This is a genomic window from Flectobacillus roseus (assembly GCF_030056595.1).
GTDB classification, from domain to species: domain Bacteria; phylum Bacteroidota; class Bacteroidia; order Cytophagales; family Spirosomataceae; genus Flectobacillus; species Flectobacillus roseus.
In genome coordinates this window covers 470,285-496,157 of record NZ_JASHIF010000002.1, presented here as the reverse complement: position 1 = coordinate 496,157, position 25,873 = coordinate 470,285, and the positions used below count along the sequence as shown (strand labels likewise).

The window sequence follows — 25,873 nt, the reverse complement described above, 5'->3', positions numbered from 1 at the left end:
AATACTGATGGTTTTATCAAATTATTCCTCCAATTTGTAGGGCAAAAATTCATCAACATTGGTACCATAACGGTGTAAGTCACGGATAATCGTAGAACTGATGGGTGCCAAGTGTGGCGATGTTATCAGAAATACGGTTTCCAATCCTTTTACCAAATAACGATTTACCTGAGAAATAGAGTTTTCATATTCGAAATCAGTCGTATTTCGTAGACCTCGAAGAAGAAAATTTGCATTCATCTCTTGTGCTACAGTAGCAGTTAAATTGTTATAAGCCACTACTCTCACTGGTTTTCCTACAAAAGTTTGCTCAATCCACTCGGTCATTTTTTCGATAGAGAAATAGCGACTTTTGTTTGTGTTATGACCAATACCAATAATTACCTCATCAAAAATCTCCAAAGCTCGTAGCACGATATCTTCATGCCCTTTGGTGAATGGATCAAATGACCCAGGGAAGAACGCAATTTTTTTATTCACTTTTTCTCAAGTTTTAATCACAGTTAAATGAAATAAGTTTTCATGCAAAACTAAATTGCATTATTTGGCTTTCGGCTAATAGCAATGGACTCTTGGCTAAAAGTATAAAATATATTACTAGTTCAAGACTTTGTCTTGGACTTATTTTTTAGACAGTTTGTAAACTGAAGCAAAAGCAAGTCCGAGATTTAGTATCGAACCAGAAAGTTAATTTTTACATTCCATCTTTCATTCCAATATAATTTTTCGGAATTTGTCCCTCCTCCCATGCTCTCACTGTCTGAAAATCCCCTAATTCTACATTGGTAACATATTCAGAAAGAATGGCCAATAACTGTCCGTCAGCACCTAACTCACCAAACAACTTTACAAAGGCCTTCTCAGGACTGATTGACAACTCACTTAATGTTGCTAAGATATAAAATAATGCATCGTTGGTGGATCTTATTGGAAATCTATTGCACAACTGCAATTTTCTTTGATTGGTCACAACCACATTTATGGCGTCTTCTTTGACATAAACGTACATCGCAGGCTCGTTGCGTGACTCTGCTTTTGCCACTTCTAAAACTATCTGACAAATAGGAGTGTATTGAATCTCAACAAGCGGATACGTTTGAGAAAACCAATTTAATAAAGCCGTTTCAATACTAAAAACATGCACTAATCCGAATGACTCATCTGCCTGAGAAAGAATTTGCTCTGAATTGCTAATCAATTGACCTTTTGCCAATTGAAGATATTTCTGCATAAATTCTTTTCTAAAATATGGCAAAGGTACTTGCACAAAAGACTGAGAATCGCATTGTATATGAATTGAATGCCATTTGATAGACTTCAAAAATTCATGCGAAGAATAAACAAAACTAATATTATCAACCACACTCGAATCGGCATCTAACCAAGAAAGAGAATATTCTTCGACCCAAATAATTTGTGCTGTGACAGAATCTTTTACCCAAAAACAGAAACTCTTCGATGAAATTTCGAAGAATAACTGATAAGTTGGAATTTTCTCAACATCAAAATTTGGGAGAAAAAATTTTCCTTTAGGTTGAATATTTGAAATAATCGCCTCCAATTGTCGTATGGGGTTGAAGAGGGTAAAATCCATCATAAAGTACTACATTGTATTTTCACTACCAGAACCACTATCATTATTTCCTGTTATGAAAACATTAAATCTACATTAACAGGGATGCAAAAATACAATTCTGCTTCAAAATATGTGAAGAATTCTATGAATTGCAAACGATTATTCGTAATTTTTGCTGACAATCAATCGATTAGCCTTTTCATTATACAGAAATAGACTTTTTACTTTTGTCATTGTCAGGCTTAGGGCATTTTAGCGCAAAATCCTTTTATGGAGAATAACTCCTCTAGAGAGTTACAGAGCGAGAAAACTCTATGTGCTTGAGCTGTTGGCAGTTGTTTGATTTCGTCAAAACTCATCCATTTAATTTCCTGAATTATTTGGTCTTTCATCTCTGGATCATATCCTTTTTGGGCTTTTCCATGTGTGATTTCAACCTTAAAAAATAATTCGATAGCATGAAGAGGAGGTTCTAGGAATTCATTTACAAAAAGCATCTCTCCTATGGTAATGTCGGTTTGAGTTTCCTCTAAAAATTCTCTTTTGAGTGCTTCATTCACTGCTTCGCCGTATTGAAGCCCCCCACCTGGCGGACACCAGAAGTCTGCCCCTTGCACTACACCAGCGTGATTAATCATTAATATTTTTTGGTCTTGGACACAAATTCCACATACTCTCAATCGTAACTTTTGAGCATATAAATTCAAGACTTGTTGGTGTGCCACATCTGTAACGGTACTCATTATAGTAGTTTGTTAACCAAGTGATTAAGTAATTTTGTACAAGGATATATCTCCACTATGTTTCGATGGGCATTAAGCATCAAAAAGAACATTTCCCTAAGATATACCAGATTAAGAGGGTAAAAATACAGCAAAAAATACTAGGATTTCACAAAATATCAGAATCATATTTCCGAATTGGCAAATTTTTAAAAAGTCATGTGTGATACTTTCGTAGTGCCTCCTAAATCGAGTAAAGAGCAATGTTGGATTTTTGGAAAAAATTCCGACCGAGAACCCAATGAGGCTCAGTCGGTTGTGGATATACCCGCTCAAGAACACGCTGCTGGTAGCCTCCTGAATTGCACCTATCGAAGTGTTCCGCAAGCCCGATTTACCAATCGTGTGATTCTTTCAAAACCTTTCTGGATGTGGGGTGCCGAAATGGGAGTCAACGAACAGGGAGTCGCAATAGGGAATGAAGCAGTTTTTACCAAAATACCTCTCAGCAAAGAAAACACAGGACTTACAGGCATGGATATGCTTAGAATTGCCTTGGAGAGAAGTAATTCGGCCGAAAACGCCTTGGATTGTATATTGGAACACCTTCACAATTTTGGGCAAGATGCTTGCGGAGGCTATCAAAATCGTAATTTCTTCTATCATAATTCCTTCTTAATCGCCGATGCAGAAAAAGCTTTTGTCCTCGAAACAGCAGGTAAATTATGGGCTATCGAGTACGTAAAAGGTGCCAGAAGTATTTCGAATGGACTTTCTATCGGAAACAGCTATAACGAATTGGCTCCAGATGCGATAGATTTTGCCCAAAAGAAAAAGTGGATTAAACCGCATGAAGATTTTAACTGGGCAAAAGCCTTTTCCTCGTCCTTTATGAGTTGGGCTAGCGGCTGTAAAGTGCGACAAATACAAAGTACTACACAGGTACAACAACCTTATTTTGACTTACATCGTGGTATCGATCTTTTGAGTTCGCACCATGACGGAGAAGATTTTCAGGCGCATAAGGCCACGACCAAAGATATTTGTATGCATGCCACAGGTGTGCTTTGTCCTAATCAAACGGTTGGCTCCATGTTAGCTTTCCTCAAACCTCGTACTCATAGTTCGGTTTGGGTGACGAATACCTCAAATCCCTGTTTATCGGTTTTTAAACCATTATATTTTTACGATAAATCAGAACTACCGCTTCAACCAACACAATGGGCTGATCATTCGATATGGTGGCAAGCCGAAAAACTGCATAGATTGCTCTTATCGGGAAAAATAGAAGAACCTCACCTCCAACACATCCTCCAAGACATTGCCAAAACCAGAGATACGATTCATCATCAAGCGATTGGGCATGATGTGTTGGTTAGACAAGGGCTAATGTCGTCAGTTTCGGCCACCCGATTTGCCTTTCAATCGTATCAAAATCACTTAAAAGACTGGTTAAAATGGGCGATTGAGTCTCCACAAAAGCGTTTGGTATATCCTCCATTGTATAGTTTTTTCTGGAAAAAACAGGGTAAGAATGCTGGGCTGTAGATTCTTATTCGGAGAGATTTTTGTCTTAATCATTTAAGAAGAGAAATGAAAGCCAAGCAAAGAAAACTAATAGATGAATTATTAAGATAGATTTGTCGCTTCTGGGATAAGTCATCAAATTGATAATCGAAACTAAAATCGCACCTAAACTGATAAGTCCAATCAAGAAAAAGAATAACATATCAAAACTTGGCGTACAGACTCCAGATTTAAAACTCTTACTATTGTGAGCTAGAACAGCGAATACGAGTAGACCAATATACATACTCAAACACAGGACAACTTTCTTATTTTTTATCATCTTGTTTATTTTAAGTAATAGGAAAGATTAAATTGATAATATATCTGCGGTATATAGTGATAGTATCCTTCTGATTATGAGTTTATTCTGATAACTGATATACTGTTAACTAATAACTCCCTTCTACTTATTAAGTATAAACAAATAATTTCCAACCACCTACATTCAAATTTACATAGTAAGCTTTGATGATAGAATCTTTCTGAAATGACCTCTTTCAAGGTCACGATTTACAAAACTCAATCATTAGATTGTAAAAAATGTAAAACGTAAGTTTGAATCTCTTTTCTTTGGCGTTCGTCAGCGTGGTTGTCCATGTCGTTATGGGGAGTATTAGGAAGCATAATTATCTGAATTGACCATTTTTTTTGCTCGAACTCATTTGGCAAAACGCCCTCATCTGCTGGTTGATCGCTGGATCTTAGCGTATAAATTTTGGGTAATTTTGTCCTAGGAAGAGACATCCGTCGATTATCGAGGGTAATTAATTTATGGACAAGATTGGGATATTTTTGACCAAACAGTGCGGTTATATCTCCTCCATTAGAATGCCCAATCAACGACAAATTTTTGAAATCTAATTTCGGATATTGGAGTTTTAATTGGTCTATTGCAAAATGGATATTAACAACACCTCTTTCCCAGAAAGGTCGGCGCACAATTTGAGGAACTCCCGAGGTAGGAATAAGACTGTCTGTCGTAAGTTCATGCTGAATACTAAGTACAAAAAATCCGTTTTCCGCTAAAAAATTCGTCAAATAGGTGTAATGAAGATAAGCTGTTCCATCATTTTGACCATATCCATGATTGAAAATAACAACTGGATACTTTTTTGTTTTGGAAAAAGTCTTAGGCTTAAAAATGGCAACAGGTATTTTACGATTTCTCGCAACATCAAACCACGTTAGCGTATCACATGAGATAGTTTTTGACTGTGAAAAAAGAGGAATTGAGATAAGACTCAGAAGCACCCAACAAAGTAATTTATGCATTTGGTTTTAGAGACAAAGATTTCAAAAATCAAAAGTATAAATCCTTCGAAATAATCAGGGCAATTCATGGATTTAATTATTCGATAATTCTCAACTTTTTTATCAATGCTATCTTTTCAGGTGTATCACCACACACCATATTATTGATAAAGTGGTTAAGTTGAGTTTCATCGATTGACAAATCAGACGTAAAAATATACATTTCCGAAATTTCATTTTTACCGAAATAACTCAAAAAAGAATGCTTTTTGACTGTTAATGGCTCACGGAGTTTAATACGAATAAATTGCTGTTTAAAAATCGAAATATTCTCCGATAACCTAATATCATCCCATCTGATTGGCGAATTTCTAGACCAACGGTAATCACATATTCCTTCCTCAGAAATAGTTACTTGGGTTTTATCCGAAAATAGTTTGACCACACCCTGTAACACGCCAGCTCCGAAAAAAAGAATTCCGACAAAAAAAATACAAAACTCTGTGATATCAAGCTGCTTATGGGTGAGTCCCCAAGTACAAAGCAAAACAAAAACGAAAGAAATAGTAAAGGGAGCAATAGTATTATTGAATTGCGAATGGAAATTGATGGTAGCCATAATTCAGGTGTTTTTATGTGAACATTTCTGCATCTAAGTTACTATCAACTCCGTAAAAGAAAAGATTTTGGTTAATTTTTTTGATGATACAATCGTATTAAAAATCCTAACAAAAAACTTAGTCTTGAACTTAGTTATGAATCCCCAATCGCCAAATTAAATGTTTGATTACTAATACATTACCACATCAATCTATTTGATTAGACCTTATAAAAGCCAAAAGCACCATAGTTACGACAGACTTCAACATGGTTGGCTTTCTATCGCTCCTACGGTGCTCATGGAATAAATCTTTTTTGAAAATCATATATACTCATTACTCAACAAGAGTCCCTTACAAAAGATTTTCGACTATTTCAAATTTCGGATTTCTAATTTCAAGGATGAAGTAGAATAACACGAGTTTTTACAAAAATAAATTAGGTATCCAATATCTAAGTTAGCGAGCAAAATAAGCTTTAATAAACGAAAATTTTCTTGTTTTCCTTTGTACAAGCTGTGTAGGAGCGACAGTTTGGTAGCAATAAGTCTTGAGAAAAACCTTTTTTGAGCGCCGTAGGTGCGACAGAAAGCTATAAGCTTGAAGTCTGTCGCGCCTACGGCGCTCGTTTAATAGGTCAGGAAATAGATTCACTTCTACCAAACTGTCGCTCCTACGGAGCTGATAAAAAGACTGAGTTCTGTAGAAAACCCTAATAAACAGGCTTATCAATGTTATATAATTGATAAAGTTAATTTTAATGTAAGGAATTGATAATTAAAACTTTACATTCACAATTCACAACTCATAATTCAGCAGTAATACTTAACGTCTGAAATAAACAGTTTCCATAATCCTACGTAAACTCCTGACTAACAACTTGTCATAACAGGTTGTGGTAGTCGACTTATCGCTATAAAATCCACAAACTCTGTTTCCGATGAAATATACTGAGGCTGAGATGGCTCCTCTTTTACCAAATCTGTACTTAAATATTTTTTATTACTATCGCACAACAAGGTTACGACCACAGAATCTTGACCTAGCTGTTCATGGAGTTTTATAGCACCTATCACATTGGCACCAGCAGAAATCCCAACCGCTAAACCTAACTGCGTCGAAAGTTTTTGTGCCATAATAATAGCATCCCCATCATTTGCCTGAATCACCTCATCCAATTCTTTTAATTTTACCAAATCAGGAATGAATTCATCTGAAATCCCCTGAATTCGGTGAGAACCAACCTTATAACCAGTCGTCAAAGTTGGACTTTCAGCAGGTTCTAATGGATGAAGCTTGATGCTTGGATTCATAGACTTCAGAAAAGCTCCAGTTCCCATTATGGTACCACCTGTTCCAACACCAGCAACAAATGCATCAGGAACTAATCCAATACTCTCTAGTTGATGCCAAATTTCGGGTCCAGTAGTTTTTTCATGTGCCATGGCATTCCAAGTATTTTCAAACTGGCGTGGCAAAAAGTAAGTATCAGAATTAGCACGCATCTCTTCTGTCAACTTAATACTTCCCAAAAATCCACCCTCCTCCTTACTTATCAGCAGAATGTATGCACCAAGTGACTTGATAATATCAATTCTTTCTTTACTCAACCAGTTGGGCATCACAATAGTCACAGGATGTCCAAGCGCTTTACCGATGGCAGAAAATGCTATCCCAGTATTGCCACTTGTCGCCTCGATGATGGTATCTGTTGGACGAATCAAATTTTGAAGGTAGGCCTGTTGCAAAATGAACAAAGCCATACGGTCTTTAATACTTCCTGTCAGATTATAGTGCTCACATTTTACAAAAACTCTCCCCTCCTTTCCTTTGTACAAATACTTGAGCTCAAGCATTGGCGTGTTTCCCACCAATTGCCATAAACTCTTAAATTTAGTTTGCACACGATCGTTTGTTTCAACAGAATTGTTCATGATAGTCTTTATCTAATTATTTGTAAATTCTCTAACAAATGTCCTAGATTTTCAAATTTCATCATATGCCTACGATAATTTTCCGTAAAATATTCGGTTATTTACACAATTACTGAATATTTTTCAGAATTAGATTTGAGTTATGTGCTTAGGCAATTTGTAACAGGCATTTTAAATCTAATTTTGCTCACTTACAAAAAAGCATATTTCTCTAATTTCGAAATCAGAAATCCTGTATCCACAATTGATTAAAATCCTTCATAAAGTCTATATAGCAATAACATGAACTCCTTAGACCAGACCGACATAGAGATATTGAAACTGCTTCAAGAGAATGCAGAGTTATCCATCAAAGAAATAGCCAATAAGACCTTCAAATCGAACGCCTCTGTTCACGAAAGGATTCGAAGACTTAAGGAAAATGGCTATATCAAAAAAACCGTAGCCATATTAGATAGACGACTGGTAAACTGTAATTTGATAGCCTTTTGCCATGTCCTATTAAATAATCATGCTTCAAAAACCTTAGATTCATTTGAAAAAGAGGTGATTAAGTTTCCAGAAGTAATGGAGTGTTATCAGATGACGGGGACTTTCGATTTTATTTTAAGAGTAGTTACCCCAGATATCGACGCATATCACGATTTTTACAGAAACAAACTCGCTAACCTAGCTGATATTGCAACAGTTCAAACTTTCTTCGTTCTTTCTGAAGCAAAAAGTGAAACTGCTTACCCACTTTAGCGAACCAATTTGAGTGTAGTAAAGGGATTAGATGGGGTGCATTTATTTAAAGGTCGAACATTTGAAATACCAGCTTGTTGATTCCGTTATACTAACCTCAGCAATGTGCAGCTTTTTTACTTAAAATATTAATTGGTGGGGAATCAATCAAGCACAAATAACCAACACTAAATTGCTCATATACAGCATACTACATTTCACTAAAATTTCATCCTACCTTCTTCCTATTATGAAAACCTATTTTATTCTTGCGCTAATTTTCTTGACTAATCATTGCAAAGACACAACATCTTCCAGCACTGCATTAAGCAATAACCTTAGGAATACAGTCAATCCACAGAAGTTGATTAATGCCACTGGGAACACCCTTGCCACTAGGTTCAATCCACCTTTGGGATATAAAAGAAGAAAACTACCTCCTGCCTCCTTCGGCTATTTTCTACGAAATCTTCCCTTAAAACCCATAGGTTCAAAAGTGATGTATTATAATGGTTCCTTTAAAAAAGCGAACGTTTATGAAGCTGTAGTTGACATGGAAATATCAAATGAGAATTTACAGCAATGCGCCGATGCTGTCATGCGTTTGAGGGGAGAATATTTGTACGCCAAAAAAGCTTACCATGAAATTTCCTTCAGACTAACCAATGGCTTCAGGATGGATTACTCAGAATGGATAAAAGGCAACAGACTTGCTGTGGAGGGCAATCACACGTATTGGCGAATGAAATCATCGCCTTCCAACACTTATCAAGATTTTCGTAGATACATGGAGGTTGTTTTTGCCTATGCTAGTACGATATCCTTATCTCAATCTCTCAAATCTAAGAATTTAGGAGAGCTTCAGATTGGTGATGTTTTTATTCAAGCAGGTTCGCCAGGACATGCAGTCACCGTTGTGGATGTTGCAGAAAACGATAAAGGGAAAAAAATATTTCTGCTCGCACAGAGCTATATGCCAGCTCAAGAAACACAAATATTACGAAACTTCAATGACAAGAACATTAGCCCTTGGTACTCAGGTGATATAGCTGACAAGCTATTCACTCCTGAGTGGACTTTTATGTCTTCTCATTTAAAAACATGGTAAAATCCCCGATATTTCCAGAAACTCAAACTTTCTTCACAAATACCTCTCATAGGCAAAGCAAATTCGTTTGTCTGGTGGCAAAATAATTCATCGCTTTCCGAATAATAAATCGAACAGCTTTTCAAGGGCTAATCGTATAAAATCATAAATTCGGCAAAACCTTTTTAGCTATATTTATAAGGAATTGACAATATTTTAAATTATTGAGATAAACACTCCATGTTATAAATCAAAGATCACAAAAACGTTTTTATTCACCTTATAAATTCCTAGCATTATGTCTGATGACCAAGAAATTACACCAGAGAATTCAGTTATTAAATATGGACACTTTTCTGTGATCGAAGAAGAGTTAGACTTTCCTTTCGATGATTTAGAATCAAGATTTGACAACGTAACTAGCTGGCTCCAACAAATATGTGATGAAGGTGGTCCAGCACATTCAATCAAAGAATATAAAATCGGTCTAATCTATTCAGAATTTGAATATACACTTTAATTTCATGGCGTTAACACATACCAACAAGATCGCCATACAGAACTAATTAAAATAGAATTTCAACCCACTGAACTATTTTTTACCCTTCCAAATGACTATTTTGAAGGCCTTTCATACGACGCAATTAAGGAAAAAATCATGGAAGAGTTAAGTAAATTTGTAAAGAGTGATGCTTTCAAAAAATCTTTTATCTCACAAGCCCAAAGTGTAATTTTTCAACCCACTGGAGATGTGCTTTGGCCAGAGGAGTAGTATGTAATAATTGGGAGAATTGAATTGGATGTGAAGGGTATCTTTTGCATAGATTCGAAGCGGATTTCATTCAAGTCCTGGAAAAAGAGGTTCTAATTTATCGATTATCCCCATTTATTATATCGTTCAGCAATCTTGTATACATACCCATCTGGTAACCTGAGGAAAATCTTAACAAAAAACAATATTCAATAAATTGTTTCTTAGACCTATTTTAGCACTAGGCATTTTAGGGATTTTCGTAAATGGTACAAAAGTTCAAGCTTATACAAAAATGGAGACAACAAGAAGATGTCAATAGAGGGATAGCTAAAACAATTGAGGAGAATAAAAATTTTTGTTTACTTCCAAAGTCTTATACTTTTCTATTGATTGTTTTCAATTATGTGAGGGATAAGCCTTATGTTACAGGAAAGGGTAATGTGATAAAAATTGATTAATTTTGGAAGCCTTGAGAAATCTCAAGGTTTTTAATTTTAACGCAGTTTTCTATCATGATTTCCTGTGCTAGGATTCTTATACTTTCCTGCTTTATTGGAACTTCCTCTACCATTTTTATAGTGGCCTCTCTGAGCGGATACTTGAACTTCAGTAATAACAGTCAATGTAAATGTAAATAGCAGTCCAATTAATACTGATTTTCTAAATATGATTTTTTCGTTTTACTGTGATTTTATAAATTTTACCTATTTAAGTATGAATGACTTTTTAGAACAGTATAGTTAAATTTTAAGTCCACAATAAGACCATAAAATTAGAAAATACCATTGCAACAGTGATTCTACTTTATTAAAAAAAATCTATGTGGGTGATTTACCTTATGTATAAATCAACTAATCAAAATCCCTAACAAAAATGTTCAAAACATTCCTATCAGGGCTTATGCGAATCAACATATCTAGCCTTACATTTTCAAACAACACTTTCTACCTTCACTCCTACATATAAACCAATCCAAACAAAATCAGATTAGTAGTCTTCCGTTTGGTAGAGGTTTCTTCTAAAACTGTGAATCTTTAATTGTACTTCTGTGATAGAGGCCTAGGAGTTGCTACTAAATAAAGAATCTAGTAATGAGGTAATTGCTTGTTTTAAAGTATTTTCATTGCGCACGGTGTGGAAACCAAATACTACTTTGTTTTTTGTTATCAAAAGTCCACACTTGATAATTTCATTCATTCAAGTATTATCTACTTCTACAAAGCTTCGTTTGTTATTGTTACTTTGTATGGGGTCGATCGAGCTAAATCATATCCTACTCTTCTAGTCACTAGATGCAAAAAGGCTGTCAATTAATTAAAATAAGTGTTCATGCAACTCCACAGGAAGGTATTGTTCATTCTTTTTCAAGGATTGTTTCCTGATGGTCTAATCTTTATACTTTTCATAGCGCGAAATTTGTTTTAAATCTTTCTAACCTACAATGGCAATAATGGTAGTTTGTGAAACATCGAAAACATTAAGCGTATAGTCAACAAAGGTATATCCTATACGATATGAAAAGTATGATGATTGTTAAGCGAGGCTTTCTTGTCTAATTATTTTAAGATTTTCACCTATTTATTTCAATGTTTTATTTCCGATAACCAGTGTAGGATAAAGAGAAGTATGCACAAAACGGTATGCCTCTTACATCTCTAGGTAAGGTTTTGGATCAAGTGTTCCAACGCTGTTATCTTTCTTACTATTTTGTGAGACTGGATATTTCCCCTAAGCTTTTTCAACTTAGTATATTTTGAATGGTTCAGCCGAAACCACCCTTTTTTGGGCACAATCCATTATTTTTTACCAAGAAGAGATATTTTTCAATCTTTGAATCCTCGTATTGTTCCAACAGAAAATACTTTTTAAACTCAATGAAAATATGAATGTTTAGAGAAGCATATTCGGCAAAATAATGCTTATTGATTCATAAGAGTTTTACATATCAGGTATTTGAATTATGCTTGATAATAGAGATAATACAAATTAACAATTTCAATTCTCCCCGTTTTGAAGAACTCAAGAAAATACAAAACAAAAGGCTTATTAAATCGAAAATCTAATAAGCCTCTAAAGTTCTATTTTATTTATTCATTTTTGAGTTTCTCAGCTCAACATAAGGTTTCCATCGTTCGGTTCTATCCCAATTTATAATGCTCGCTTCTCTCTCTGTTTCCAAAAAATGAGTAAATCCTTCTATGCATGGAATGTAAAGACCTTTCTCTAAATCGTCAGCAAATATTGATACAAGTTCAGAAATAGAGTCGGCTACCCATATGCAAATGTCAGATTCAAAGTCTCTAAAAATGATTTGTCCATAGGTTCCACTCGCTGAAGGTGATAAATCTAATAATAGTGTGCATCGAGAATTGTCATTACCAATCTCTAGCCAATCGGGATTATGAATGTTACTGTCATCTATTCGTTCATCGCAATAATGAACAGTTAAATCATACGTATTCTGAATGGTAGGTAGATAATCAATTAAACTTTTACGAATATCAATAACTCTTGCAATGCTATTAAACTTTAGCCCAAAAAAGAAGTTCTCTAGATTTTTGTTAATATTAATTCCATTGTAAGTTTTATAAAGAGCTATAAAATCTTGAGGAAGCTCCTTACCAACGAGCTTTTGTAGTTTTGATATTTGATAATCAGAAACGGGCTTCTGTAGTCCATACTTTACAATTCTGGGAACATTTTCAGTGTACCAATCGGTCACTCTTTGTAAATTTTTTTGTAGCATAATTTGAATTTTAAATAAAGGTTAGAAACATCAAAATGTTATTTCAAAATAATTACGTTTAGAACTTGTCAGTGAGAACATATATGTAGTCTTAGAACTTTAAATACATTAACTTTACAGGCACACAACTCGTAATTAAACGAAAGACAATCATTGAATGCTTTCTATTGAGTTGCTAATTTAATAATAGTTTTACAAATCTAAATACCTATATGACACTCTTTACCGATGAAAAACTTTTATAATCTCTGTCTCAGGAGAAGTAACCCTAACTACACATCGAATATGGCAAACTGGAAATGGAAGAACCACAAGCATGATGCTTGAGAATACTTCTTCATGCAAATCTGTTGTGGTTTCTAACACAACTTTCTTAATTATCATTTTGCTTTTAGAAGTTGTTCAAAACAACCAGATATACTTACCATCAGGCGTTTTGCCCTTTGGACACCATTTTGAAAAAGAGAGGAGAAATTTACATTTCCTCTCCCATCGCGACCATTACAATAAATGCAAAAGGGATGTCTGAGGAAACTATGAATGAGTTCTTAAATAGAGTAGAAAGTGCCAAAAACGAACGAGTTAAAAACAAATAATCATCCAAGTAGTTAATTATTTATGAAAAATTAGAACTATTCTTCTCTCTAGGAGAAGTCCAATGATTTGAATCTTTGGATATTTAGCATTGTTTGCATCTTCACTGACCTAAATTTCCTCCTCTCAATAGCAGAATCCCTAAAGCTCACATATGTTGAAAGTTGTGGTGCGCCCTTCCACCCTGCAATAGCTATTAAAGCGTTGACACTGTTAGCTTATAGAGGTTGGTATTATTGACCAAAGGAAATTCATTGGATAGACGCAGTCTAGCCTCTGATCAATTTTATCATTATTACTCCCCATCCACTTACTCTAATTTCAAATTTGCAAATTAATTTTTGAACCAGGGTATTTCATAACAAAACCAGTAAATGTTCCTGTGTAAAGAATAGAGGTTAGAAAAACTTTCATATTATCAAAATCTGAATAAGTAAAGGAAATAGGTCCTTTTCTTTTACCTCTTCTGAATGGTAGTTATACCGTATCCATATTAATAAATTCACTTGACCCACATATCCGTGTACATTTTGTCTTAGAAACAGATATCTCATGTAGGCACTCCATATTTTTTTACGAATAAATACAACTCAAAGGAATGCCAAAACAATAGTGATAATCATCGGAGCATAAATTTGAATTTTACTTCATAAAAAGATATTTAGGAATTCTCACAAATTGATTTCTCAAACCTCTGGCAGTAAGTGAATTTATCTTTTGGATCTCAACCAAATGCTCTTAGTCATTTAAGATAAGAACTCTTTAAACAATATGATGATTTTTTGGGTAGGGTTTTCATTAGGATAGAGGAAGATAAATCCAATTTGTAGGATCTGATTACTTTCTTGGGCTTTAATTCAATTAGAGAAGGCCTTTTTAGTAAAATCTCAATTGACATGATGGATTGACTACTCAAAATGTCCAATTGTATTTTAATAAATGAAGGCCTTTTTTCTTAAAATGACTTTTGTATTGACTATCATCGAATAGTTTCCAATTTAACTTAAGTAAAAATCAGGATAGTATTTGTCTCTTAATTTTGATTTCACTAGACAAAGTGTTCCGACTTGAAGTTTAATACATTTTCTAAATCTAAAGTGAAATCCAAGAAGTCTGTCTAAATTTACCTCTATACATCAGGAAATACCCTAATTAATCATTAATTTTTAGATTTTCGCAGAAAATGGCTAAGGATAGTATGTTAGATAAAAGAAGCTAAAAACAAAAAAGCGAGTCGTTTGACTCGCTTTTGGTGGTCTCGTAGGGATTAAGACCTTGCTGATTATCAACGGCTTACAAGTCAAAACTTGCAACTGTTAGTAAAAATGTTAGTAAATGGGGCAAAAAAAAACCTAAGCCACACTTGCCAACACGCCTTGTCTTCTACTAACATACTTAAAATTTCCGCTTTTGCTCAATTGCTCTTCCAATTGATAAGCTCGAATCTTCCAATTCTGTGCTTCTGTAGTAGCTTCTTCAACTAATCGCTTCCAAAAACCTACAGGTTCTTCTTTTGTCTCAACATCCAGAAAGTAAGTAATAGGAACACCAAGAATATCACAAATTTTCTCTAATGTATCAACTCTGGTACTTCCTGAATCAATCATTCTTTTAATACCACCTTGAGACATTCCTATTTTTTCACAAAGTTCGACCTGAGTCATTCCTTTTTCTTTAAGAGCTTTCTTTAACTTTTCTGCGAAATTTTTCATAATTGTACCTTTTTAAATGCTTTTAATAAAGCTATTTGACACAAAAATTAAATATTTTAATAAAAATCACACTTTTGTACGATTAATATTTGGATAATAACATTTTTGTACGATATTTGTACTCATAAATCGCACAAAAAACGAATTATATACGAATATAAAACGAAAAGTGCGATTTGTAGTTATTTAGTTCATTAAAAAATATACCACATATCTATGATTTCGAAGGATGAAATAAAAAAAGCCTATCGCTCGCTGACACGAGTTGACCGAAAACAGATAAAGGATGTTGTATGTAATACATTTGGATACAAGGAGCGAAACTTCCAAGAAAAAATGTCAGGTGAATATAATTGGTCGAAAGCTGAGATAGGAGTTTTGAAAAGTTTACTTGAAATTGATGGCGCATAACAAAGTATTTAGGATTCATTATTAAGACAACTTTACATCCTTATACCCTCATTACAAAAATTCCCCTACACAGTTCAGCGTAGGGGAAATGAGGAAGACAATTACGGGGTGAGGTTAGAACTGGAAATTTTACTTTTCACCCCCTGTCTTCTTTTCGATTTACGCATTTTATTTAATTAATAGTCACACATAAATCTAACAACAATGACATCTTTTAACAAATACAAAAAGGCTCTTGAAAAAAGGAACCGTGTCCTTAAGAAGCAAAATGCCATTTATCACAATGCCTTTATGGAAATAAATTTGTTATTGTGCCAAGATTTTTCGGCTGAACAACGGCTGAAAAATATCATCAGCGTTGTTCAAGCTTCTAGAATAGATGTTGCTATGATAGCACCTACTTCGACGGTCGTTTTGGTTTGAGTAATGGATACTTTTTGTAAACATAAACAAATACTGAGTCATCGTTGGTATTTCCCTCAAGGTCAGAATCAAGCATTCCTAGATGATGTCCCCAAGATTCGATAGAACGTGCAATCCTCTTTGTTTTTGCATGCCAAAAATGAAAGTGTTTTACATCAAACTTTTCTTTTTTGGAATTTCGGAGATGTTCCTTACGTCTTCTTTCAGGGTCATCTGTAATTCCAATATACCATCTTTGGTGGTCGGGTGAAATAAGTGATTTTTTGATTAGCCATTGGTTAATTTGACTAATAATAGACTGTGCAGTCTGAGAATTAAGAGAGTTGTAGGCCATTATTGTTTTTTATTTTTAAGTGTAAGGTTGGAAAGGCTTAAAGAGAGTAACCTGAGAAGAACTCTCTTCTTTCCACCTCCTTAAAGATAGACAAATGTGGTTGTTTCATATAAAATTATTGTGAATTTATTTGATTGGATTAATAGTTCATTACGTTCATTTAACCCTCTATTACACCATGAATATTCCAGAGTTCGTCCGTTCTTTGTCGAGTGACCCACTTATTCAGTTTTTCTTTGCCATGTGTTTGGGAGGTTTGTTTATGGCCTTCTTTGGTGAGCTTCTCTGCAACTCGAAGTTTTTCAGAGATTTATTGATTGGAAAGGACAACGATAATGCCTAACGATTTTCATATATACGCAGGATTTGTGATGGGTGCTTTGCTAGTGGCATGGTACTATCGAAATAACAAAAGACCTCCGACTAGTTGCCTATGAAACGTCCGAATATCCTTTCAAAAGTCTATGACGTTATGGATGATTCTCAGCAGGAAACCTTTCGGCAAAAGCTGAAGGAAATTGGCTTGAATTCTAGGGTTTTCCATGAGAATTACAAGCTTGATACCTGCAAAATCAATGTCATGGATTGTTACGATTTGATGGTGCTGATACTTGCACCCGACCGACAATTTGAGCATCCCTATTACGTGCTTGACTCGATTTTGAATCCTAGGAAAAAGCCTAGAAAAGTAGCCTCAACAGTGACACCTGAGCCACGAAAAAACGTAGCTAAACAGGTTGATTTAGAGGAGATTATTGAGGAGAGAAAGGAGGAATTGAAAGAGGTGGATTTATCAAGTAAAATCCTGAGAATTGCCTATTCGGGTTACTCCATGCAACAATTGAAATTGACTGACGGCTCGCTCGTGAAAGTTGATCCACGATACGAGTACCATTATAAAAAAGATATTGTGGGCTATCGAATGGTAGCACCGACAATGAAGTAAGTTTAGAGAGAGCATCATAAACACCCGATTCGCTTGGGTTGGGTGTTTATTTCAACAATGTTGGCTTTACTTGTAGAGTACCCTTATTTTATGAATATGGGTTATTTTCATACGTATAATGTAATAGGTTATCATTATTAAATCTGTTTTGGAAGGGGTTTTCTTTAAAGATTCCCACAGGGTTCGACTCTCTGGCAGAAGCAACGGGAAATAGCGTAGTGATGATTCTAAGCCTTGACAAGCGAAGTTTTGTCACTACATACCAAAAACAATTATGAGAATTGAAAAAACGTTTAGTCACCAATTTGGAAAGGTCATCGAAAGGTATCATGCTTTTGCTAAAGAGCATAATGAGGTTCAGTTTGTAACCAAAAGTACCATGTTGAGAGAACCACATCTATCAAAGTTAAAATCCATTGCATCGTTGTATTTAAAACAGTTCTGGAACTGCATGAACAGTCCTTTATGGGCTGATTCTGACCGTGTGCCAGTTTTACAAGTCACTCGTTGGGATTTGGCTAATCTTTGTGGTTGCAGTCGCAGGGCTGTACAAGACCATTTGGCACGTTTAAGCACCTTTGGGGTGATTACCGTAGAGGAGTTTGAAGAAGGTAGAGTTAATGGCTATAAGATAGCTCTAAACCTCTGGTTATTGCTTGGAATCGACCAATTCAAGCCAAAAATCCAAAGCTGGACTGAAAAACCAACTACAATTTTGAAAGCCTTTGCCCCTTCTGAGGTGCAAACTTTGCCACACTTAACTAACCAAATAGAAAATTTAAATAATTCATATATAGCGGAAGGTGTGGAAAACCTATCCCAAGAAAGACACCAAGAAAATTGCCAAGAAAAACAAGAAATAGCCCAAAACCCTGAAATTGACCAAGAAAACTGCCAAGAAAAAAACACGGGGGGCGCCGAAAATTCTTTCATCAGTTCAGACGAACGTTTTGAAGCCTACCGCAAAGGAAATCTCAACAAGATTCGTTACCAAAATGCACCAAAACCAGAGCCAAAAGGTTTAACTGACCTTGAAAAGGCTACGATTGTAAACAATTTCTGGAAATATGTGAAAGATGTGTTCTACCCACAACGCAACTATACCCCAATTGAGTCCGAAATTAAGAAAGTGATTCACAGAGACGTGTTTAACGGCTTTAAAAATGAGAATCCAAAGGAGAACACCTTCGAATTCTGGCAGATTTATAGCATGATGCTCCAGTATTGGGCAGATAAAAAGCAGGCTTTTGACGCTCGTAAGGACAGAGAGGCATATCACCCAACAAAATACTTCTCGAAAGACTATGGAACACACCAAAAACAAGGATTCTTGGTAGTGTTGCAATGGGCTAAAAAAGCCGAAAAGTCACTTAAAGAGATAGAATTCGAAAAAGAGCTTGAGCGTGCCAAATTGACTATGATGCAATACCCAATGACGGGTGTTGTACCACGTGGTCAAGGAAATAAAATCAAGGATATTGCCCAATTAGCACAATATTTTAATCGCAAGTTGAGCGTAAAAACCAATAGTGACTATGTACAAAAATTCAACAACTTTCTAACAACAACTAACTTTCTAAGACCATGCAACCAACAATATCAGCACCAGTAGTGAAATGGAAATTAAAGTACATCTTACCCAACGGAGTATGGCTTCCAACCAAAGGAGCATCTGATTTAATCATCTTTGGTAGAAATAGTTCAGAACGTCTCAAATCAGCCTCGAAGCTTGTGAGCGGATTTAAAGACCCCATCGACAATGCTTTTATTTACGAAGTAGGTTTCAATGGTAAAATGATAGCCCAATACGATAAGACTTTAAAGAGGTTTCTTATGTGCTAGTAACAATATTCAATGATTTAACTTCGAGTAATTATGTACACTGACCAAACACTTTTGACTTTTGGGAAATACAAATTCACTCAATTGTGTAGAGTACCACCAGAGTATCTATTGAGAATACATCAAGCTAAGAGCTATTTTAATCAAGAACTTAAAGAGTACATTATCAATAATCTCGAAAGGATAATTCAGCGACGGGACGGCATCATACTAACACCAATAGTCTATTTCCCATGCAAAAAGGTTATTTATATTTCGAAAAAAGAGGCTAATAAGTTCCTTGAGTCAATTAAATATTTGGAACAAAATCACAAAAAGCCTGTACGAGCTTACGAGTGTGACAAGTGTAGATATTGGCATATTACTTCACGAGAAACTTTTGATAGCAAAATGAAAGCCCAGGAATTTAGATATCCTCTCGAGAAATTAAAAATTGATAGCAAAAATTAAAGCACTGTTGTGTCTACGCAAACAGATCCGTTAAATCTTCACTATAAATTGATAGCAAACTATGGAATGTCATGTGTGCAAAAAGGAAGCTCCATTCCTTTCAAGAACTGTACCCCTTGGTAAAAAGTGTAAAGTTTGGGCTTGTGAAAAGTGTTTGAAAGCGCACTATCCCCAAATGGTCGATAAAAAGCAATTAAAGAATACTAAAGAAATCGTAAAAGCATTCAACAATGGAAAAGGTAGAGTTTAGAGTATTGCGCTTCGAAGATTGTAGAAGCTCACAAAGTGAATTAGAAATCGGTGGTGTCTACACTGGAGAGATTGACAAGAACAGAGTCTACTTCACAGACCAAGCAGGTGATAATTGGACTTTTTATTTGAACGACACTTGCGAACTTGTATGAGAAACTCCACCGCTCAGAAAGAAGCTTTTAACATAGAGTTTTTTGCAGAATCTGTCTCCAATATCATTACTGCACTTCTTGTTTTACTTTTTTTAGCACTCATCAAATGAAACAATTTACACAACTGACAATCAGAGCTTTGGACAGCGTCGAAAACGAAGACTTAGTTCAAATTATGAACAACGTCATGGACAAAGAAGGTCTCAAAACGGGTCAATCTGTTATAGAATTCATCATTCGAGACTATATCCGAAAAAAGAATGAGCTATACAACGTCAAGGAAGATTTGGCTAAGTATAAACTAAATGCTGAAAAGGAGATTAAAACTCTCAAAGAGGATAATAAAGGCATGAAGGACACAATGAAGCTATTCAATGAGTTTTCGAAAATGGTAAAGAAATATGATAAATAGCATAGAACTAAACATTGACCTGTATGAATACCAAGTAATCAGAATAGTTTGCTACAGGCAATTCCAACTAATTTCAGCACATTTTAGAGTTCAAAAGTCTGCAAGTATTGACCCATCGTTAATTGTGGCAACACTGTAAAGTACTATGTTTTCTGTAAGTCCAGAACTCATAAAATTGAAAAAGAACGGTTACCTGAAAATAAAGCGTCACTACTTCGGAGGCATGAGTGTGGAAATTTAATAATCTTTAAGACTTAATCATATTTAAGATTGGAGCAAAGAATTACCGTTAGCTCTATTTTTTGCTCCAATTTAAAATATTGTTATGTTAATATACAATTATTTTAGTACCAATAAATACTATTATGTGTATATTCCGAAAAGTCGATTGCATTCAACTTTTAAACTATAATTTATCTCATCAAAGTTTTTAGATGTCTACATTTACCATAATTCCTAAGAACGTAAACAATCATAGATTCTGGATACTCGGTTTCGATTGCTTTTTTCAATTGAATTATATAATCGTCTGCTATATTAGGAAGATCTTTGTTAAAAAAATCTTCAAAATTTGGAAAACTGTCAGCCCAAATTCCTTTGTTGATTTTTTGACAAATAATATGAGTTATGAATGAGTTACCATATCGATAAATACTTCTTTCCCTACCCTCAACTTTTGAAGCCATTTCATCCATCTTTTTAGAAATATATCTGTATATTCTTACTGCTTTTATAATCTTATGCGCCGAGGTGTTTTGATTAAACAAATCTGTATATGGCTGTTTAGATACATCTTCCCACAACCTCCCAGATTCTTTTTTTACCATTGTTGAGTAATCAACATTGTTAAATAAGGAAGCTAAACTAAATCCAACCTCTTCTAGTAGATAATTATTTTCATCCACAATAATTCTTTCATTTGTTCTTTTATAATGATACTCTATGTTTTCTAGTTTAAGTTCAATTTTCAATCTTGCTTGCTCAGTGTCTAATGATACGAAATCTTTTTTCTCTACCTTATTTTGAGTATTTGTTGCAATGGTAATTCTCTGTCCAAAACCTTCTGGACTGTCTTCGAGTGAAATAAATTTTACCATTACCTTTACCTTACTTAATTCGTTAGGGTTACTAGTATGAAGTGAACCGATTGAGCCAAGCGTTTGTGCTCCATTTACTACAGAAATCCCATTACATTTAAATGCACCAACTAGTTTATCTGCACCACCTAAAGGCTTCTTTTTAATACTTTCGCATAAAATAGTTATACCATTATTAAAATAGATAAAGTTATCTGGCTCTGTCTTTATAGTTTTAATAATTTCATCATTAACAGTAGATACACCCAAAAAATTTCTTATATTCTCGGTAAAAAGTCTCCTACCATATTTATCCCATAAATTGCCTAAATCAGTTCCAGCAATCTGACCGTAATATGATTTAAATGGTTGTTCTATGTGACCCCAGTTTAAAATTGTAATATCTTCGTTAATTGGGGCAATTCCTCCACCAGTTTCTAACCCTTTATAAACTTTATCTATGTTGAAATCAGTAAACATTAAAAGTTCCTCCGTTTCATTTTGTTCATCTAAAAGCTCTGTTATTGAGTCTAAATTATGAGTTGAGAGTTTTTTGCCAGTATATGCGAATATTATTTGTATTTTAACAGTTGAATCATCTAAAGCTTCCAGTATTTCATCTTTTTTATTATTAACCTTGCTATTAAATTTTTTTAAATCTGCATCAATTAATCTTTTAACCCCTTTTGTGAATTTTTCCACGTCTCCATTATCAATACCTCCAACACCACTATGAATATATTTGCTTTGAACTAGCCAAAGTATTTTGGCTGACCTATTATAGTAAATTGCATCGATTCCATTATCATCAAAACCATCGGTTATTGAAGAGGTGGCAGTGTCAATATCCGCAACAGCCTCTATTGTTAGTGCATAAGCGGCTAAGGCTCTGGTCAAGAAAAAATTTTGCTTTTCTTCATCTTTAGTTGATGTTGGTAGATCACTTAAATCAATTTTACCTTTAAAAGTCTTTTCAAGATAGTTTTTAATTCTATTTACTATTAACTTGCTCATAGGGGTAATAAAGTTATTTTGAATAAATTCTTTTGTTGATTTACAAATTACAGTTTTAAAATTCTTTAAAGCTAAGATTATATATAAAAAAATTAGGTTTTGCATTTTATTAACAAAAGTCAATATTCAATAAACTGTAAACTTTTATATGTCGAAGATTTGTAGGAATTCTCAATCTAAAATATGCTTCTGTAACTACACTGATTTTCATAGGAAAACTTAAATTTAGTATACAGCACTTAGATTTATAGCCAAAACAAATACTTATTTTACCTTTGCGCCTACTTCATAGTTCTAACATTTACATGAAGTTCACAACTAGCATTAAATAAATCAATTAATAATTCACAACCTAAAATTCAAAATGAAATTTTTTTATTATCTACTACTATTTCTCGTACTAATTTCTTGCTCCAAGGACGAACCAGTAATTGCAGATTTTGATGTAAGTTTAGCCGAAAATGGGAAGGGAACTCTGACCAACAAATCAACTGGTGCTGATACCTATGAATGGGATTTTGGCAATGGAATCAATTCAATAGAAAAAAAACATCTGTACAGTATGATTCAAACAAAGACTATACAATTAACTCAACAGCAAAAGGCAAATCTGGACAAAATACAAAACCTAAGACTGTCAAAATCACAAATGTTATTGAACCAAGTGATAATTTTGTAGGGACATTTTCAGGAACAATGTTATATTCGTGTTGTAACACTCAGAATAAAACTATCAGAAAAGCGATTATTAAAATCAACAAAGTTGACAAAAATACCATAAGCGTAGAACTAACACAATTAGGTGGCTATGTTAGTTACAATATTTATCAAGAAAGCCTTGTAAGTGATATATTCAGGTTTTCAAAAGTAAAAGCTGAGAGTCAAACATCATTCAAAATTGATGAAAGTATTGTAACATTTGACGGGACTTCAAATCGAAGATGTGTTGGTGCGATGACTATTACTGGGTCAAATCTTATCATTAAATTTGATTCCGATTTCTTCTCACACAAATATGAAATGACATTACAAAAAAATTAGTTTTATAAAGATTATATTTTCGGATAGATAGAAATTACGTTTGTTGTTTCCCTTACTGTAGAAATTATATTATGATTTGCTACTGTATTTAGTAAGATAAATGTATTTGTTTTAGTGATAGAAATCTTGGCTCATGACTAAATCAAAAGATTCTTCAAACGTCTTTTTCTCAAAAGCACTAAGCTCAAGTATATGAGATAAAGCAAAAGGAGGAGCCAGAAGTGTTATATTTACGTTATTCTCTTCAATTTTGTCTTTGTTTTTTTCTCTTCTTTCTTGTTGTTCCAAAGAAATTTGTTCTCCAATCTCTGTTTCGAATTTTTTTCTAAGTATTACGTACAATTTTTGTATTAATTCAAAAACATCTTTAGCATATCTCAACACCTCTTCTTTAGTTGGAAAATAACCTTTATGCACTACACTATTGCGAAACTCTACTGCTTTTTGGTTTAATATGGAAGGAGGTTCTTTGAAAGCCATTACATACAAAGCCAGAAAAGCTCCAATTTGACGTTCGGATTGTCTTGACATTTCTTTGTACATTTTTTCAATAATGGATTTTTCTATTTTTTCAGAAGAAAGAACAATTTTGATGAAAAATTCATAAAAGCGTTCAACGGATGCTGTTAATGACAATACGGATTCTAGATAATAATCCGATTTTATGGCGCACAATCCAGATTCATAAAGTAGTTCAAATTTGAATGCTTGAATTTCTAAAAGATTAACGTGCCCCTTAGAACATCTAAAAAAATACAAGTCATTTTCTTCAATTGAAACATGACCTTCAATATTAATATTCAGAGATTGTTGCTCGTATGCTTCTATTGAACATCTTGAACATGTTGTAGAAATCTTCATTCAATATTTGGGGTTTTAGAATTATTAAATTTATAGAATTGAATATATAATGCAATATATCTTCATCCATTAATAGGACGTTTTATAGAGAAAGTTGGCAATCAACTACTGCATTTAATGACGCTTTCTATAATGGTTTCCTGTACTTGGATTCTTATACTTTCAGAACTTCCTCTACCATTTTTATAGTGTCCTCTCTGAGCAGATACTTCAACTCCAGTTGTTACAGTAAATACAAACAGTAGTCCAATTAATAATGATTTTCTAAACATGATTTTTTCTTTTTGAGGTGATTTAATAGAATTTAGTTACTTAAAATAAACGGCTTTAGAATAAGTGGTTGATTTCAGGAATAATCGGACAAGAATCGTATTTCTATTTTAGGCTACTCTATGCTGTTTTTTGTAATATTCATATCTTTTGCGAGTTGAATTACTAAACTGTTAGCTTCTGTCAACATCTTGATATTGATGATATGTTGCTTTTCCCATTCAGTAACTGAACCATTATTTTTATGAAGTTGATTCATTGGGGTGTCCTGTAATCTAAACATTTTCATTTGAAAACTATCTAAGTCTGCACTAATTTTTGGTGAAGTGAGATTCCTTGCTTTTAAAGATTCAACTCTCCATTGTGATAATAAACTTACAGCGTCCTCAGAATATTTCTCAAAGGCTTTTTGATGCCTTGCGGTATCATAAGCCACTGATGTTTTGAACCAGCTAATATCAGCCAATAATGTTTCGTAAGTGATTAAAGTTTTTGAAGCATCATCCAAGAGTTTACTTTGTGCTTGCAGAATGATTTCATTTTTTAATCTTGTCCTTTGTATCTCGTTGGTTACATAGGGTATTAAAAAACCTGATATAATTGCTGTTGCAAACAATAAAATAATCTTTTCAACAAACGATTCACTTCGGATTGTTTTTGCAAGAATTGATTTCTCTTCTTTCTTTTCCATAGTTATTAATAGTTTATAATACAAAATATAACAGCAATATACTTAATTTTCAGAACCACATTACAACCAAAAAATAAGAATTGAGACTATTAAAAGTGTATTTCAACTTTATGATCCAAAATCAATATACGTAATTTACCTTATGTATATTAACAGAAAAAAAACCTTGACAAAAATGCAAAACACATTCCTGTCAAGGTTTATTAAAACCACCGCAACTGACCTTACTTTTTCCGAACGGCACTTACCACTGTCACAATCCCAAATATAAAAACCAATCCTAACAAAATCAGGTTAGTAACCTTTTGTTTGGCTGTGGTTTGTTCTAAATTAGCGAGTCTTTGTTGTACTTCTGCGTCGGTAGCATCGGAGTCGCTACCAAATAATGAACCGAGTAATGATGTAATTGCTTGCATTTGCTATCAAATTTT

The 25,873-nt window shown here is 34.1% G+C and carries 25 protein-coding genes; 12 read left to right on the top strand and 13 right to left on the bottom strand.

Annotated features, from left to right (window positions below):
- Window positions 1–21: 21 nt before the first annotated feature.
- From coaD to QM524_RS02290, 3 genes are all read right to left on the bottom strand, one after another.
- A complete protein-coding gene (gene coaD / locus QM524_RS02300; protein WP_095164421.1) occupies window positions 22–480 on the bottom strand; it encodes a pantetheine-phosphate adenylyltransferase in 459 nt (152 codons plus the stop codon).
- Window positions 481–694: 214 nt separating this feature from the next.
- Window positions 695–1,597: a DUF3822 family protein gene (locus QM524_RS02295; RefSeq protein ID WP_283343297.1), complete on the bottom strand. Its 903-nt coding sequence runs from the start codon at window positions 1,595–1,597 to the stop codon at window positions 695–697.
- Between the two features lie 221 nt (window positions 1,598–1,818).
- Window positions 1,819–2,319 carry an NUDIX domain-containing protein gene (locus QM524_RS02290; protein WP_283343296.1) on the bottom strand — a complete coding sequence of 167 codons (501 nt, stop codon included), beginning with the start codon at window positions 2,317–2,319 and terminating at the stop codon, window positions 1,819–1,821.
- Between the two features lie 198 nt (window positions 2,320–2,517).
- Here QM524_RS02290 and QM524_RS02285 point away from each other — a divergent pair, with 198 nt between their 5' ends.
- Window positions 2,518–3,846: a peptidase C69 family protein gene (locus tag QM524_RS02285; protein ID WP_283343295.1), complete on the top strand. Its 1,329-nt coding sequence runs from the start codon at window positions 2,518–2,520 to the stop codon at window positions 3,844–3,846.
- A 540-nt stretch (window positions 3,847–4,386) separates the two neighbouring features.
- Here QM524_RS02285 and QM524_RS02280 read toward each other — a convergent pair.
- The 3 genes from QM524_RS02280 to QM524_RS02270 form a co-directional block, all read right to left on the bottom strand.
- On the bottom strand, window positions 4,387–5,139 hold the full coding sequence (locus QM524_RS02280) for an alpha/beta hydrolase family protein (RefSeq protein WP_283343294.1): 753 nt from the start codon (window positions 5,137–5,139) through the stop codon (window positions 4,387–4,389).
- Window positions 5,140–5,215: 76 nt separating this feature from the next.
- Window positions 5,216–5,737 (bottom strand): STM3941 family protein, encoded by a 522-nt coding sequence (locus tag QM524_RS02275; RefSeq protein ID WP_283343293.1) that lies wholly within the window; start codon window positions 5,735–5,737, stop codon window positions 5,216–5,218.
- 852 nt (window positions 5,738–6,589) lie between these two features.
- Entirely contained in the window at window positions 6,590–7,651 is a 1,062-nt protein-coding gene (locus tag QM524_RS02270) for a PLP-dependent cysteine synthase family protein (RefSeq protein WP_283343292.1), read from the bottom strand.
- A gap of 282 nt (window positions 7,652–7,933) precedes the next feature.
- Between QM524_RS02270 and QM524_RS02265 the strand changes: the two genes are divergently transcribed.
- The 3 genes from QM524_RS02265 to QM524_RS02255 all read left to right on the top strand — a co-directional run bounded on the left by QM524_RS02265 (window position 7,934) and on the right by QM524_RS02255 (window position 9,981).
- Complete coding sequence (locus tag QM524_RS02265) at window positions 7,934–8,395, top strand: Lrp/AsnC family transcriptional regulator (protein ID WP_095164435.1); 462 nt, start codon at window positions 7,934–7,936, stop codon at window positions 8,393–8,395.
- A 229-nt stretch (window positions 8,396–8,624) separates the two neighbouring features.
- Window positions 8,625–9,482, top strand: coding sequence for a DUF4846 domain-containing protein (locus QM524_RS02260; protein WP_283343291.1), 858 nt, complete (start codon window positions 8,625–8,627; stop codon window positions 9,480–9,482).
- Between the two features lie 277 nt (window positions 9,483–9,759).
- The gene (locus QM524_RS02255; protein WP_283343290.1) at window positions 9,760–9,981 is read left to right on the top strand and encodes a hypothetical protein; all 222 of its coding nucleotides are present in this window, start codon (window positions 9,760–9,762) and stop codon (window positions 9,979–9,981) included.
- 2,317 nt (window positions 9,982–12,298) lie between these two features.
- Here the strand turns inward: QM524_RS02255 and QM524_RS02250 are convergent.
- Window positions 12,299–12,961 (bottom strand): SMI1/KNR4 family protein, encoded by a 663-nt coding sequence (locus QM524_RS02250; RefSeq protein ID WP_283343289.1) that lies wholly within the window; start codon window positions 12,959–12,961, stop codon window positions 12,299–12,301.
- Between the two features lie 1,946 nt (window positions 12,962–14,907).
- The gene (locus tag QM524_RS02245) at window positions 14,908–15,267 is read right to left on the bottom strand and encodes a helix-turn-helix domain-containing protein (RefSeq protein WP_283343288.1); all 360 of its coding nucleotides are present in this window, start codon (window positions 15,265–15,267) and stop codon (window positions 14,908–14,910) included.
- Window positions 15,268–15,483: 216 nt separating this feature from the next.
- On the opposite strand from QM524_RS02245, the gene QM524_RS02240 reads away from it, so the two are divergent.
- Window positions 15,484–15,678, top strand: coding sequence for a hypothetical protein (locus tag QM524_RS02240; protein WP_095160541.1), 195 nt, complete (start codon window positions 15,484–15,486; stop codon window positions 15,676–15,678).
- 397 nt (window positions 15,679–16,075) lie between these two features.
- Here the strand turns inward: QM524_RS02240 and QM524_RS02235 are convergent, their stop codons facing one another.
- Complete coding sequence (locus tag QM524_RS02235; protein WP_283343287.1) at window positions 16,076–16,435, bottom strand: GIY-YIG nuclease family protein; 360 nt, start codon at window positions 16,433–16,435, stop codon at window positions 16,076–16,078.
- A gap of 178 nt (window positions 16,436–16,613) precedes the next feature.
- On the opposite strand from QM524_RS02235, the gene QM524_RS02230 reads away from it, so the two are divergent.
- The 6 genes from QM524_RS02230 to QM524_RS02205 all read left to right on the top strand — a co-directional run bounded on the left by QM524_RS02230 (window position 16,614) and on the right by QM524_RS02205 (window position 20,489).
- Window positions 16,614–16,778, top strand: a complete 165-nt coding sequence (locus QM524_RS02230; RefSeq protein WP_176464455.1) for a hypothetical protein — start codon at window positions 16,614–16,616, stop codon at window positions 16,776–16,778.
- 90 nt (window positions 16,779–16,868) lie between these two features.
- Window positions 16,869–17,381 carry a hypothetical protein gene (locus tag QM524_RS02225; protein ID WP_283343286.1) on the top strand — a complete coding sequence of 171 codons (513 nt, stop codon included), beginning with the start codon at window positions 16,869–16,871 and terminating at the stop codon, window positions 17,379–17,381.
- A gap of 274 nt (window positions 17,382–17,655) precedes the next feature.
- Window positions 17,656–18,993 carry a hypothetical protein gene (locus tag QM524_RS02220; RefSeq protein WP_283343285.1) on the top strand — a complete coding sequence of 446 codons (1,338 nt, stop codon included), beginning with the start codon at window positions 17,656–17,658 and terminating at the stop codon, window positions 18,991–18,993.
- Window positions 18,966–19,223, top strand: coding sequence for a hypothetical protein (locus QM524_RS02215; protein WP_283343284.1), 258 nt, complete (start codon window positions 18,966–18,968; stop codon window positions 19,221–19,223). The genes QM524_RS02220 and QM524_RS02215 overlap by 28 nt, the downstream gene beginning before the upstream one ends.
- 680 nt (window positions 19,224–19,903) lie before the next feature.
- A complete protein-coding gene (locus tag QM524_RS02210) occupies window positions 19,904–20,077 on the top strand; it encodes a hypothetical protein (protein ID WP_283343283.1) in 174 nt (57 codons plus the stop codon).
- 106 nt (window positions 20,078–20,183) lie between these two features.
- Window positions 20,184–20,489 (top strand): hypothetical protein, encoded by a 306-nt coding sequence (locus QM524_RS02205; RefSeq protein ID WP_283343282.1) that lies wholly within the window; start codon window positions 20,184–20,186, stop codon window positions 20,487–20,489.
- Window positions 20,490–20,902: 413 nt separating this feature from the next.
- Here the strand turns inward: QM524_RS02205 and QM524_RS02200 are convergent, their stop codons facing one another.
- Window positions 20,903–22,684, bottom strand: coding sequence for an AIPR family protein (locus QM524_RS02200; protein WP_283343281.1), 1,782 nt, complete (start codon window positions 22,682–22,684; stop codon window positions 20,903–20,905).
- A gap of 405 nt (window positions 22,685–23,089) precedes the next feature.
- Here QM524_RS02200 and QM524_RS02195 point away from each other — a divergent pair, with 405 nt between their 5' ends.
- The gene (locus QM524_RS02195) at window positions 23,090–23,620 is read left to right on the top strand and encodes a hypothetical protein (RefSeq protein ID WP_283343280.1); all 531 of its coding nucleotides are present in this window, start codon (window positions 23,090–23,092) and stop codon (window positions 23,618–23,620) included.
- A 111-nt stretch (window positions 23,621–23,731) separates the two neighbouring features.
- Here QM524_RS02195 and QM524_RS02190 read toward each other — a convergent pair whose 3' ends face one another.
- The 3 genes from QM524_RS02190 to QM524_RS02180 form a co-directional block, all read right to left on the bottom strand.
- Window positions 23,732–24,481: a hypothetical protein gene (locus tag QM524_RS02190; protein WP_283343279.1), complete on the bottom strand. Its 750-nt coding sequence runs from the start codon at window positions 24,479–24,481 to the stop codon at window positions 23,732–23,734.
- 385 nt (window positions 24,482–24,866) lie between these two features.
- Entirely contained in the window at window positions 24,867–25,442 is a 576-nt protein-coding gene (locus QM524_RS02185; protein WP_283343278.1) for a hypothetical protein, read from the bottom strand.
- Between the two features lie 224 nt (window positions 25,443–25,666).
- On the bottom strand, window positions 25,667–25,858 hold the full coding sequence (locus QM524_RS02180; protein WP_283343277.1) for a hypothetical protein: 192 nt from the start codon (window positions 25,856–25,858) through the stop codon (window positions 25,667–25,669).
- Window positions 25,859–25,873: the final 15 nt, after the last annotated feature.

Excerpts from the sequence above, each read along its gene's own strand:
- QM524_RS02260 (WP_283343291.1), top strand. The coding sequence starts at position 8,625 with ATGAAAACCTATTTTATTCTTGCGCTAATTTTCTTGACTAATCATTGC.
- QM524_RS02220 (WP_283343285.1), top strand. The coding sequence starts at position 17,656 with ATGAGAATTGAAAAAACGTTTAGTCACCAATTTGGAAAGGTCATCGAA.
- QM524_RS02245 (WP_283343288.1), bottom strand. The coding sequence starts at position 15,267 with ATGAAAAATTTCGCAGAAAAGTTAAAGAAAGCTCTTAAAGAAAAAGGA.
- QM524_RS02215 (WP_283343284.1), top strand. The coding sequence starts at position 18,966 with ATGCAACCAACAATATCAGCACCAGTAGTGAAATGGAAATTAAAGTAC.
- QM524_RS02180 (WP_283343277.1), bottom strand. The coding sequence starts at position 25,858 with ATGCAAGCAATTACATCATTACTCGGTTCATTATTTGGTAGCGACTCC.
- QM524_RS02275 (WP_283343293.1), bottom strand. The coding sequence starts at position 5,737 with ATGGCTACCATCAATTTCCATTCGCAATTCAATAATACTATTGCTCCC.
- QM524_RS02265 (WP_095164435.1), top strand. The coding sequence starts at position 7,934 with ATGAACTCCTTAGACCAGACCGACATAGAGATATTGAAACTGCTTCAA.
- QM524_RS02210 (WP_283343283.1), top strand. The coding sequence starts at position 19,904 with ATGGAAAAGGTAGAGTTTAGAGTATTGCGCTTCGAAGATTGTAGAAGC.
- QM524_RS02285 (WP_283343295.1), top strand. The coding sequence starts at position 2,518 with ATGTGTGATACTTTCGTAGTGCCTCCTAAATCGAGTAAAGAGCAATGT.
- QM524_RS02225 (WP_283343286.1), top strand. The coding sequence starts at position 16,869 with ATGAAACGTCCGAATATCCTTTCAAAAGTCTATGACGTTATGGATGAT.
- QM524_RS02250 (WP_283343289.1), bottom strand. The coding sequence starts at position 12,961 with ATGCTACAAAAAAATTTACAAAGAGTGACCGATTGGTACACTGAAAAT.
- QM524_RS02200 (WP_283343281.1), bottom strand. The coding sequence starts at position 22,684 with ATGCAAAACCTAATTTTTTTATATATAATCTTAGCTTTAAAGAATTTT.
- QM524_RS02270 (WP_283343292.1), bottom strand. The coding sequence starts at position 7,651 with ATGAACAATTCTGTTGAAACAAACGATCGTGTGCAAACTAAATTTAAG.
- QM524_RS02255 (WP_283343290.1), top strand. The coding sequence starts at position 9,760 with ATGTCTGATGACCAAGAAATTACACCAGAGAATTCAGTTATTAAATAT.
- QM524_RS02190 (WP_283343279.1), bottom strand. The coding sequence starts at position 24,481 with ATGAAGATTTCTACAACATGTTCAAGATGTTCAATAGAAGCATACGAG.
- QM524_RS02230 (WP_176464455.1), top strand. The coding sequence starts at position 16,614 with ATGAATATTCCAGAGTTCGTCCGTTCTTTGTCGAGTGACCCACTTATT.
- QM524_RS02280 (WP_283343294.1), bottom strand. The coding sequence starts at position 5,139 with ATGCATAAATTACTTTGTTGGGTGCTTCTGAGTCTTATCTCAATTCCT.
- QM524_RS02290 (WP_283343296.1), bottom strand. The coding sequence starts at position 2,319 with ATGAGTACCGTTACAGATGTGGCACACCAACAAGTCTTGAATTTATAT.
- QM524_RS02185 (WP_283343278.1), bottom strand. The coding sequence starts at position 25,442 with ATGGAAAAGAAAGAAGAGAAATCAATTCTTGCAAAAACAATCCGAAGT.
- QM524_RS02295 (WP_283343297.1), bottom strand. The coding sequence starts at position 1,597 with ATGATGGATTTTACCCTCTTCAACCCCATACGACAATTGGAGGCGATT.
- QM524_RS02195 (WP_283343280.1), top strand. The coding sequence starts at position 23,090 with ATGGGATTTTGGCAATGGAATCAATTCAATAGAAAAAAAACATCTGTA.
- QM524_RS02235 (WP_283343287.1), bottom strand. The coding sequence starts at position 16,435 with ATGGCCTACAACTCTCTTAATTCTCAGACTGCACAGTCTATTATTAGT.
- QM524_RS02205 (WP_283343282.1), top strand. The coding sequence starts at position 20,184 with ATGAAACAATTTACACAACTGACAATCAGAGCTTTGGACAGCGTCGAA.
- QM524_RS02240 (WP_095160541.1), top strand. The coding sequence starts at position 15,484 with ATGATTTCGAAGGATGAAATAAAAAAAGCCTATCGCTCGCTGACACGA.